8 protein-coding genes are annotated in these 11,532 nt (G+C 69.1%); all 8 read right to left on the bottom strand.

Features of this window, described 5'->3' with window-relative positions; genetic code table 11:
- Window positions 1–24: 24 nt before the first annotated feature.
- Complete coding sequence (locus IPK24_13080) at window positions 25–390, bottom strand: hypothetical protein (GenBank protein ID MBK8076465.1); 366 nt, start codon at window positions 388–390, stop codon at window positions 25–27.
- The gene (locus IPK24_13075) at window positions 387–1,640 is read right to left on the bottom strand and encodes an ROK family transcriptional regulator (GenBank protein MBK8076464.1); all 1,254 of its coding nucleotides are present in this window, start codon (window positions 1,638–1,640) and stop codon (window positions 387–389) included. Before IPK24_13075 ends, IPK24_13080 begins: the two co-directional genes overlap by 4 nt.
- 12 nt (window positions 1,641–1,652) lie before the next feature.
- The gene (locus tag IPK24_13070) at window positions 1,653–2,885 is read right to left on the bottom strand and encodes an ABC transporter permease (GenBank protein ID MBK8076463.1); all 1,233 of its coding nucleotides are present in this window, start codon (window positions 2,883–2,885) and stop codon (window positions 1,653–1,655) included.
- A 20-nt stretch (window positions 2,886–2,905) separates the two neighbouring features.
- Entirely contained in the window at window positions 2,906–3,700 is a 795-nt protein-coding gene (locus tag IPK24_13065; GenBank protein MBK8076462.1) for a sugar ABC transporter ATP-binding protein, read from the bottom strand.
- Between the two features lie 134 nt (window positions 3,701–3,834).
- Entirely contained in the window at window positions 3,835–4,956 is a 1,122-nt protein-coding gene (locus tag IPK24_13060) for a substrate-binding domain-containing protein (GenBank protein ID MBK8076461.1), read from the bottom strand.
- Window positions 4,957–5,262: 306 nt separating this feature from the next.
- A complete protein-coding gene (gene acnA / locus IPK24_13055; protein MBK8076460.1) occupies window positions 5,263–7,935 on the bottom strand; it encodes an aconitate hydratase AcnA in 2,673 nt (890 codons plus the stop codon).
- 42 nt (window positions 7,936–7,977) lie between these two features.
- Window positions 7,978–9,330, bottom strand: a complete 1,353-nt coding sequence (locus IPK24_13050; GenBank protein MBK8076459.1) for a class I SAM-dependent RNA methyltransferase — start codon at window positions 9,328–9,330, stop codon at window positions 7,978–7,980.
- Complete coding sequence (locus IPK24_13045; GenBank protein ID MBK8076458.1) at window positions 9,323–11,392, bottom strand: APC family permease; 2,070 nt, start codon at window positions 11,390–11,392, stop codon at window positions 9,323–9,325. The genes IPK24_13050 and IPK24_13045 overlap by 8 nt, the downstream gene beginning before the upstream one ends.
- Window positions 11,393–11,532: the final 140 nt, after the last annotated feature.

Below are 11,532 nucleotides of genomic sequence, written 5' to 3'. Positions count from 1 at the left end.
CATGTCGGCGCGCCGGGCCGCGGGTCACAACCGAGGCGTGTGGCGTCCGCCTCGTAGCGCGGTCTCGACCAGCCGGACGCCGCGCAGCGCCGCGAGCAGCCGCGCCTCCTCGCGGTCGAGCACCTCGAAGACCTCGCTCAGCACCTGCACCTCGAGCGCCTCGGCCAGCTGGGTCCGCGCCGTCGCGCGGGCATCGCGCAACCCGGTCAGCTGCGCCTCGACATGGGCCAGGGCCAGGTGCAGCAGAGCCAGCGGATGACGCTGCAGCAGGGGGTAGCCGCGGTAGTCCGGCGGGCACAGGTCGAGCACCCACGACACCGCCGAACGCTGCCAACCGGGGGTGTCCGGGGGACGCACCGGTGTCGGCCAGCCCGGTGGGCCCGACGTCACGGCATCACCTGCAGGTCACGCCCTCCCAGCACGGCCGTGGGATCGGCCAGCAGGTCCGACCACGCCAGCTCCGAGGCGCCGAACAGCGCCGCGTCACCACCCAGGGCCGGGACGGCGACCCGCGCCTGATCGGCGGGCGCCGTGAGGGCGGCCGAGCGCAACGTCGCCTCCACTTGCCCCCGAACCAGCGGGAAGACCTCCCGGAGCAGACCACCGACGATGAACAGCCGTGGATTGACCAGATTGATGATGCTGGCCATGCCCAGGCCGAGGTAGTGACCCACCTCGGCGAGAGTGCCGTCGTCCGGCTCGAGCCGGGCGAGGGCGGCGATCAGGTCGTCGGAGGCGGCGTCCTCGGGAAGGTGCAGTGCTCGGGCCACGGCGGGCAACCCGATCTCGGTCTCCCAGCACCCGTGCGCCCCGCAGCGGCAGCGCCGCCCGCCGGGGCGGATCACCATGTGCCCGAGTTCGCCGGCGTATCCCCCGGCGCCGGCCACCGGGTGACCTCCGATCACCATGCCGCCACCGACGCCGACCTCGCCGGCCAGGAACACGACGTCGTCCACGCCCTGGGCAGCCCCGCGCCGGTGTTCGGCGAGCAGGCCGAGGTCGGCGTCGTTACCCAGCCAGATCGGCAGGTCGGGCAGCCGTCGCTGCAGCATCTCGCCGAACGGCACGTCGACCCAGGCCAGGTTGGGTGCGAAGCGGACACAGCCGTCGCTCTGCCGGATCACCCCGGGCAGCGCCAGGCCCAGCCCCACCACGTTCTGGCCCGCCGCCGGATCGGCCAGCACCTCCTCGACCAGGGCGAGCACGAGCTCGAGCACCGCAGTCGGTCGGCAGTCGCTCTGCCGCCGGGTGCGGCGCGTGCAGACCGTGCCGCCGAGTCCGATCAGGGCCACGGTGACCCGGTCGACGGCGATGTCCGCCGCGATCACCTGGATCTGATCGCTGGCCGGCGTCACGACCAGCGAGGGCCGCCCGGCCCCGCTCTGGCTCTGAGCGGCGTCCGGACGTTGCTCCTGGACGGCGCCGAGGGCTGCCAACTCGGCGACCAGGACGGCGATGGTGCTGCGGTTCAGACCCATCCGCGCGGTCAGCTCGGCCCGGGTCAACGGGCCGGACTCGTGCAGGTGGGCCAGCAGCGTGCCGAGGTTGTGTCGCCGGACGTCTTCCTGGGTACCGCCGCGGGCGGCCCGGACCGGCTGAACCGGTCCGGGCGCGCGCGGGCGATGAGGGCCGCCGGGCATCAGCCTGATCGACTAGCGCCCGGTGGCTGCCGTGCGACGGCGCGAGATGGCGTCCACACTCGCAGCCAGCAACAGCACCAGGGCCGTGACGATGAACTGGTAGGACGACTCCTTGGTGATGAACGGCATACCGTTCGCCAGGACGGCAACCACCAGCCCGCCGATGATCGCGTCGATGATGCGGCCCTTGCCACCGAAGAGCGAGGTACCACCGATCACCGCCGCGCCGACGGCCAGCAAGAGGGTCGTCGAGCCACCGGTGGTCGGCGAGATCGAGTTGTCCCGCGAGGCAAGCACGATGCCGGCCATGGCCGCCAGCAACGAACCCATCACGAAGCAGACGATCTTCACTCGGGTCACGTTGATACCGGCGCGGCGCGCCGCCTCGGCGTTGCCGCCGACGGCATAGATGTGCCGGCCGAACTTGGTGCGGCGCAACAGGAACGTCAAGCCCACCACGACGACCGCGGTGATCGGGACGATGATCGGGACACCCTTGAGTGAGGACACCCCGGGGTTACGGCTGCGCTCGGCGTTGAGGATCCAGGTGGCCAATCCCAGGACGACCGTCAACGCCCCGACCTTGGCCAACAGCGCAACAATCGGCTCGGTCGGCAGACCGGCCTTGGCCCGACCAGCCCGTTGGAGCAATCCCACGCCGGCGTAGGCGAGGACGGCGACGACGAACAGCGCCCAACCCCACACCACCGGCAGGTTCTTGTTCTGGATCGCGAGGATCGTGTCGTCCTTGATCGAGATGGTGCCGCCGTCACCGATCACCCAGAGCATCACGCCCTGCAGCCCCAGGAAGGTGGACAGGGTCACGACGAACGAGGGAATGCCGAGCTTGGCGACCAACAGGCCGACCACCAGACCGATGACGACCCCGGTGATCAGGCAGCCGATGACGGCGATCGGCCAGGGGAGACCCTGCTTGGTCATCAGCACGCCCATGATCGCCGCCGAGGTGCCGGCCGTGTAGCCGGCCCCGAGGTCGATCTCACCCAGCAGCAGGATGAACACCAGGCCCATGGCGATGTAGATGACACCGGCGCTCTGCTGCAACAGATTGGCGGCGTTGTACGCGGTCGCGAAGAGGTTCGGCTTCATGGCCGAGAAGAGGATGACGAGGAACAGGAAGCCCAGGACGGCCGGCAGCGCACCGACGTCTCCGCCACGCAGCTTCGTGACGTAGTCCCCGATCATCGAGCCCAGCGTGGGCGGGGTCGAGGTGTGCTCCTCCATGGCGTATTCGGTCGTCGCGCTCACAGCACGGCCTCCTTCGACGTCAGGCCGATGTCACCACTGCGGCCCGAGGTGATCAGCTCCACGATGCGCCCCCGGTCGAGGGACTCGGTCGACACCTGAGCGGCCAGCTGCCCCAGGTACAGCGCCGCCACGTTGTCGGCGACCTGCATCACGTCGTTCATGTTGTGCGAGATCAGGATGACCGCCAGGCCGTTGTCGGCCAGCCGGCGCACCAGGTTCAGCACCTGCTCGGTCTGGGCCACACCCAGCGCCGCGGTGGGCTCGTCGAGGATCACCAGCTTGCTGTTCCAGAGCACGGCCCGGGCGATCGCCACCGTCTGCCGCTGCCCACCGGACAGGCTGGAGACGTTCTGGCGCACCGACTTCAGGGTGCGCACCGACAGACCCTTGAGGGTCTCGATGGCGCGCTGCTCCATCGTGGCCTCGTCCAAGGTGCCGCCGGACATCGCCTCACGGCCCAGGAACAGGTTGTTGACCACGTCGAGGTTGTCGCACAACGCCAGGTCCTGGTAGACGACCTCGATGCCGAGCGAGTTGGCCTGCTTGGGGCTGGTGACGTTCACCTCCTGGCCCTCGAAGGTGTAGCTGCCACCGTCGAAGGAGTAGATGCCGGCGATGCCCTTGATCAGGGTCGACTTACCGGCACCGTTGTCACCGACCAGAGCGGTGACCTTGCCCGACCAGGCGTCCAGGTCGACGCCCTTGAGGACGTCGACGGCGCCGAAACTCTTGGTGATTCCACGCAGGCTCAACAAGGGAGTCAACTGCGGGTGGGCTGACGTGCTGCTCATCGTGTCCTCACGTTCCCTCCGGTGACGGGTCAACGGTGCGCCGATGCTGCAGTGCCCGACGCGGACGGGGCCCGGGCCGCACCGGATGCGGCCCGGGCCCCGTCACGTCGTCGTGCTGTGGAGCGAGAGGTGGATCAGCTGATGCCGTTGGCGGTGCAGGCCGCCTTCAGGGCGTCAGTGGTGCAGACCTTGTCCTTGGTCGTGAAGCCATCGGCGATGACGTCCTTGACCGTGTCCTTGAAGATGGCCTGCGGCTCGAGCAGCACCGAGGGCACCTGGGTCTTGGCGGTGGTGTCCTCGACCTTGCCGGTCGCCAGGGCGTCGGCTGCCGCGGTGTCACCCTTGGCCAGCGCGATCGCCAGCTGGGCGGCCGCGTCGGCCTCCTTCTTGACGGCCTTGTAGACCGTGACGTACTGCTCGCCGAGCAGCACCCGCTGCAGACCCTCGTCGGTGGCGTCCTGACCGGTCACCGGCACCTTGCCCGCGAGACCGTTCTTCTTCAGCACCGAGATCGCCGAGCCACCCAGACCGTCGTTGGCGGCAGCAACGCCGTCCACCTTGCCGCCGGCCTTGGCGAACATCTGCTCGAAGACGGTGACGGCCTTGGTGTTGTCCCAGTCCGGCACGGCCTGCGAGTCGGTCACGGTGTAGCCCGCGGCCTTGATGGCCGCGTCGTAGCCCTGCTTGAACAGGGTGGCGTTGTTGTCCGTCGGCGACCCGTTGAGCTCGAGCACGTTGCCGGTCTTCTTGCCGGCCGCCTGCAGGCCCTTGACCAGGCCCTCACCGATGGCCGTACCGACCTTCACGTTGTCGAACGACACGTAGTACTTGGCGCCGCCGCCCAGGGTGAGCCGGTCGTAGTCGATGACCGGGATGCCTGCGGCATTGGCCTTCTTGATGACGGCCGCACCGGTGTCGGAGTCCAGGTTGACGATCATCAGGACCTTGACGCCGGCACCGATCATGCCGTCGGCCAGGGTTGCGAACTTGGCCTTGTCGCCGCCGGCGTTCTGGATGTCCGCCTCGACACCGGCCGCCTTGAAGGCGTCGCCGAGGAACTTGCGGTCCGCGGTCTCCCAGCGAGCCGAGGACGCCGAGTCGGGGAGGATCACGCCGACCTTGCCGACGCTGGCGCCGGCCGCGGCCGACGTGCTGCCGGACGAACCCGACGTGGACGTGTCGCTCCCGCCACACGCCGACAGGCTCAGGGCACCAATGGCGGTCAGGGCGAGCAGCCCGACACTACGCTTGCGCATACTCCGGTCCTTCCTGGAGCCGAGGATGGCTCCGGGATCGCGTGCCGCCGGGCGAGCGCCCCACGGCCCCCATCACCCTTCATCTGAGTGATGGATATGTTGTGGCCGACAACATATTCGCCCGCCGTCAGTGACGGAAGTCATTCCGGGTCATCTGATGGTCACGCTCTCGTAACAAACCGGCTCATGCTCCGTGGGTGACGCATCATCCCAGGATTTGTCCTGTTTTGCGCGTCACCTACGGAGCATGAGCGGTCACCCGCGGAGCATGAGCGGGTTGGGGTGGGGCTTGGTGGTGGGCTCGGGTCAGCTGCGGACGAGCTGGCGCAGGACGTACTGCAGGATGCCGCCGTTGCGGTAGTAGTCCGCCTCACCGGGGGTGTCGATGCGCAGGACGGCGTCGAACTCGACGGTGCTGCCGTCCTCGGCGGTCGCCGTCACGTGCAGGGTGCGCGGCGTCGTCCCGTTGTTGAGTTCGGTCGCGCCCGTGATCGAGAAGGTCTCGGTTCCGGTGAGCCCGAGCGAGTCGGCGTTCTGGCCCGCCGGGTACTGCAGCGGCAGGACGCCCATACCGATCAGGTTCGAGCGGTGGATCCGCTCGTAGCTCTCGGCGATGACGGCCTTGACCCCGAGCAGCGCCGTGCCCTTCGCCGCCCAGTCACGGCTGGACCCCGAGCCGTACTCCTTGCCCGACAGCACCACCAGCGGGATCCCGGCCGCCGCGTAGTTCTGGGCCGCGTCGTAGATGAACGCCTGCGCTCCCCCGGCGGTGAAGTCGCGGGTGAAGCCACCCTCGACGCCGTCCAGCAGGAGGTTCTTCAGCCGGATGTTGGCGAAGGTGCCGCGGATCATCACCTCGTGGTTGCCGCGGCGCGAGCCGTAGGAGTTGAAGTCCTTGGCACCCACCCCGTTCTCGCTGAGGTACTGCGCCGCCGGCGTGCCGGCCTTGATGGAGCCGGCCGGGCTGATGTGGTCGGTGGTCACCGAGTCACCCAGCTTGGCCAGCACCCGGGCGCCGCTGATGTCGGCGACCGGGGCCGGGTCCATGCCCATGCCGTCGAAGTACGGCGGCTTGCGCACGTAGGTGGACGCCGCGTCCCAGGCGAAGGTGTTGCCGGTCGGCGTCTCGAGGTTCTGCCAGCGCGCGTCGCCGGCGAACACGTCCGCGTAGTCGGCGGTGAACATGTCGCGCGTGATGGACGACGCGATGGTCGCGTCGATCTCGGCCGGCGTCGGCCACACGTCGCGCAGGAAGACCTCGGTGCCGTCGGCAGCGGTGCCCAGCGGCTCGGCGTCCAGGTCGATGTCCATCGTGCCGGCGAGCGCGTACGCGATCACCAGCGGCGGTGAGGCCAGGTAGTTCATCTTGATGTCGGGGTTGATCCGACCCTCGAAGTTACGGTTACCCGACAGAACCGACACCACGGCCAGGTCGCCCGACTGGACGGCGGCCGAGACCTCCTCAGGCAGTGGACCCGAGTTGCCGATGCAGGTGGTGCAGCCGAAGCCCACGACATGGAAGCCGAGCTTCTCGAGGTAGGGGGTCAGCCCGGCCTTGTCGAAGTAGTCCGAGGCCACCTTGCTGCCGGGGGCGAGCGAGGTCTTGACCCACGGCTTGACCGTGAGCCCCTTCTCGACCGCCTTCTTGGCCAGCAGCCCGGCGGCCATCATCACCGAGGGGTTGGAGGTGTTGGTGCACGAGGTGATCGAGGCGATCGCCACCGCACCGTGCTTCACGGCGTACGACCCGTCGGCCACCGTCACCGAGGCCGTGACGTCCTTGGTGTACGTGGGCAGCGCGGCGGCGAAGGCCTGCTTGGCGTTCGAGACCAGGATCCGGTCCTGCGGGCGCTTCGGGCCGGCGATCGAGGGCACCACGGTCGACAGGTCGAGCTCGAGGTACTCCGAGTAGGTGGCCTCGCGGCTCGGGTCGTGCCAGAGGCCCTGCTCCTTGGCATACGCCTCGACCAGGGCGAGCTGGGACTCGCTGCGCCCGGTCAGGCGCAGGTAGTCGATCGTCACGTCGTCGATCGGGAAGATCGCGCAGGTGGAGCCGAACTCCGGGCTCATGTTGCCGATGGTGGCCCGGTTGGCCAGCGGGACGGCGCCCACACCCTCGCCGTAGAACTCGACGAACTTGCCGACCACGCCGTGCTTGCGCAGCATCTCGGTGATGGTCAGCACCACGTCGGTGGCGGTGGCGCCGGCCGGGATCGCCCCGGTGAGCTTGAAGCCGACCACCCGCGGGATGAGCATCGAGACCGGCTGACCGAGCATGGCGGCCTCGGCCTCGATGCCGCCGACGCCCCAGCCCAGCACCCCCAGGCCGTTGACCATCGTGGTGTGGCTGTCGGTGCCGACGCAGGTGTCGGGGTAGGCCCGGACGGCGCCGCCCACCTCACGCGTCATCACGATGCGGGCCAGGTACTCGATGTTGACCTGGTGCACGATGCCGGTGCCGGGCGGTACCACCTTGAACTCGTCGAAGGCGCCCTGCCCCCACCGCAGGAACTGGTAGCGCTCGCGGTTGCGCTGGTACTCGATCTCCATGTTGCGCTCGAGCGCGTCCTGCCGACCGAACACGTCGATGATCACCGAGTGGTCGATCACCATCTCGGCCGGCGCCAGCGGGTTGATCCGCGCGGGGTCACCGCCCAGGTCGGCCACGGCCTCGCGCATGGTGGCCAGATCGACCACGCACGGCACGCCGGTGAAGTCCTGCATCACCACGCGCGCGGGGGTGAACTGGATCTCGGTGTCGGGCTCGGCCGCCGGGTCCCAGGAGGCCAGGGCGCGAATCTGCTCCGCCGTGACGTTGGCGCCGTCCTCGGTGCGAACCAAGTTCTCCAGCAACACCTTCAGGCTGAACGGCAGCTTCGCGGCGCCGTCCACCGCCGACAGTCGGTAGATCTCGTAGCTGGTCCCACCAACGTCGAGGGTGCTCTTGGCCCCGAAGCTGTCCTTGGAGGTGTTGGTCACGGTCCGCTCCTTCGCGTCTCGCCGAGAGAAACTATCTCGATGTCAAACTATCTCGTTCGGGTGCAGAGTGGCAAGGCACTCCACATGGTGCGTCATGGGGAACATGTCGAAGGCGCGCAGCCCTGTCAGGCGGTAGCCATTCTGCGCCGCATGGGTGATGTCGCGAGCCAGCGACGCCGCATCGCAGGACACATACGCCACCACGCGGGGGCGCAAAGCCGCGATGCGGGCCATCACCTCGGGTCCGGCGCCGGCCCGAGGCGGGTCCAGAACCACCACATCGGCACGGCCACTGCTCCAGTGCGACGCGTCGGCTGTATCGGCTGTGTGATCCGGGTCGTCCGGGTCAGGTGAGGCCTCGACCAACCCTTGGGTGATGCGCACCTGTGGCAGGTCGTGCAGATTGCGCCGGGCGTCCTTGCAGGCCCGCCCCTCACTCTCGACGGCGTGCACGAACCCTGCTGGTCCGACGCGCAGCGCGAGGGCGGCGGCGAACAGGCCGACCCCGGCATAGAGATCAACGGCCCGCTCACCCGCTGCCGGCATCGTCACACCCAGCACGGCGTCCACCAGGGTGGCCGGCGCCGCCGGGTGCACCTGCCAGAACCCACCGTCGCTGACCCGGAACCGCCGGGGCTCGGGCAGCAGCGGGGTACTCACGTGGTGCTCCACCCAGGTCCGCCGGCCCTCGACGCGACGGACCGGTTCGCGGGGCGGCGACGCGCTACGGGCGCCGCGGCGTCCGGACGGTGGTGGTCCGGAGGACTCCTCGACGATCACCAGGGCGGGCCCGGGGGAACCGTCGACCACCTCGACCGCCGCAGCCCCCGGCCAGCTGCGCCCCGGGATGTCGGCCGCGGCCACTCCCGGGTGGGCGATCGGGCACCCGGCCACCGGGATCACGGCATGCGAGCGGGCCGAGCGGAACCCCGCCCGGCCCCGCGCGTCCACCGCGAAACGCACGCGGGTACGCCAGCCGAGGCCGTCGTCCGGCTCGGTGCCGTTCGAGGGGCCGCCGGGCGGCTCGACCACCAGGTCGGGCAGCTCGATCCCGGCCAACCGGGAGAACTGATCCCGGATCACGGCCGCCTTGCTCAGCCGCTGCGCGGCCAGCGAGGCGTGTTGCCAGTCACAGCCGCCGCAGCCGCCCGGGCGAGCCGCCGGGCAGGGGGGCACCACGCGGTCCGGCGAGGGCTCGAGCACCTCGACGGCGTCCGCCCGCCAGAATCGTTTGCCTGCAGCACGCGGCCCGGACGACGCCGGGTCCAGCCGGGCCATCACCACCTCGCCGGGCAGGGCATGACGGACGAAGACCACGCGACCTTCGTGTCGGGCGACGCAGAACCCGCCGGCGGCCACGGCCCCGACCTCGAGCCGGAGCAGCGGCTCACTCACCCGGTGTCCGCTCGTCACCCAACAGTTCGTCGATGGTCCGTGGCGCACCGGTCTGCAGCGCACGCCGAGCCAGCTGGGGCAGATGATCGGAGCGCTTCGCGGCCCCCTCGGACGAGGTGAGCTGCCACGGCACGCTCGCCACCATCACCCCGCTCATGTAGTGCAGCCGAGTCTTGAGTCGCAACGCGCTCTGGTTGTGCAGGATGTGCTCCCACCAATGGCCCACGACGTACTCGGGCACATAGACGACGACGAGGTCACGCGGACTGTCGAGGCGGATGTTCTTGACGTAGTCGACCACCGGACGGGTGATCTCCCGGTAGGGCGAGTCGAGAGCGCGCAGCGGCACCGGAAGATCGGTGGCCTCCCACTCTCGCTGGAACGCAGCCGTCTCCTCCGGGTCGACCACCACGGTGACCGCCTCCAACGTCGACGGACGTGAGGCTCGAGCATAGGCCAGCGCCCGCAGGGTCGGTTTGTGCAGCTTGGACACCAACACGATGGCGTGCACCCGTGACGGCAACTGTCGGGCGGCACCGCCCTCGTCGATCGCCAGTTCGCGCCGCACCTTGCGATAGTGGCCCCGGATGGCGAGCATGATCAGATAGAGCACGCTCATCGCGATCAGCGCGAGGTAGGCACCCCGGACGAACTTGGTCGCCAACACGATGATCAACACGATGCCGGTGATGCTCAGGCCGATCACGTTGACGATCCGCGAGCGCTGCATCCGGCGACGAGCTGCCGGGTCGTTCTCGGTGCGCAGCAACCGGTTCCAGTGCCGCACCATGCCGGTCTGGCTGGTCGTGAACGAGATGAACACCCCGACGATGTAGAGCTGGATGAGCTTGGTGACCTCGGCGTCGAAGACCAGGATGAGCCCCGCCGCCGCGGCCGCCAGGGTCACGATGCCGTTGCTGAACGCCAGCCGGTCACCCCGGGTGTGCAGCTGTCGGGGCATCAGGTCATCCCGCGCCAGGATGGAACCGAGCACGGGGAACCCGTTGAACGCCGTGTTCGCGGCCAGGACCAGGATCAGCCCGGTCGTCGCCGTCACCAGGTAGAACGCCACGGGGAATCCGTCGAACAGCGCCTTGGCGATCTGCCCGATCGCCGGGTCCTGGACATAGTCCTCGCCCACCGGGACGCCGTTGCGCAGCAGGTGCGTGGCCGGGTCCTCGCTGATGTGCACCTTCATCTGCCGAGCGAGCACCAGGATGCTCATCAGCATGGTCACCGCGATCCCGCCGAGCAGCGCCAGCGTCGTGGCCGCGTTCTTGCTCTTGGGCCGCTTGAACGCCGGCACACCGTTGCTGATCGCCTCGACACCCGTGAGCGCGGCGCAGCCCGACGAGAACGCCCGCAGCAGCAGGAAGCCCCAGGCGAGGCCGACCATGCCCTGCTCGAAGGCGGCCTCGGGCTTGGCGGTCAGGGCCGCACTCTCGGCCAGCGGGAGGTTCCCCAGGGCCAGGCGGATGAGTCCGTAGGCGCTCATTCCGAGAATGGCCACCATGAAGGCGTACGTCGGGATGGCGAAGGCCGTGCCCGATTCCCGGACGCCGCGCAGGTTCATCGCGGTGAGCACAGCCACCACCAGGACGGCGAGCAGCGCCTCGTGCCCCCGCAACCCCGGGATCGCGGCGGCGGCGTACTGGGCGCCGGAGGAGACCGACACCGCCACGGTCAGGACGTAGTCGACCAGCAGTGCGCTGGCCACCGTGAGGCCGGCCGGCACCCCCAGATTGGTGGTGGCGACCTCGTAGTCACCACCGCCGGAGGGGTAGGCATGCACATTCTGGCGGTACGACATCACCACGATGAGCATGACGAACACCACAGCCAGACCGACCAGTGGCGAGAACGTGTAGGCCGCTGAACCAGCCAACGCCAGTGTGAGCAGAATCTCATCGGGCGCATAGGCGACCGACGACAACGCGTCGGAGGCGAAGACGGGCAACGCGATCCGCTTCGGCAACAGCGTCTCCGAGAGGCGTTCGCTGTGCACCGGACGACCGAGGGCGATCCGTTTCAGGGCATCGGCGAAAACAGGCACGCTGGGCATCGTAGGCGTGTTGATGGGGCGTGTAGCGTTCGTGTCGACACAGTTGTCGGCTCAGTGACCGACACAGTGACCGGCGGTGACCAGCACGGTGACCGACACGGTGACCGACACGGTGACTGACACAACGACCAACACAGTTC

The organism is Kineosporiaceae bacterium (assembly GCA_016713225.1).
In the GTDB taxonomy this organism is placed as follows: Bacteria; Actinomycetota; Actinomycetes; order Actinomycetales; family Kineosporiaceae; genus JADJPO01.
The sequence above is the reverse complement of the archived record's forward strand: the minus strand, read 5'-3'. Positions and strand labels throughout refer to the sequence as shown.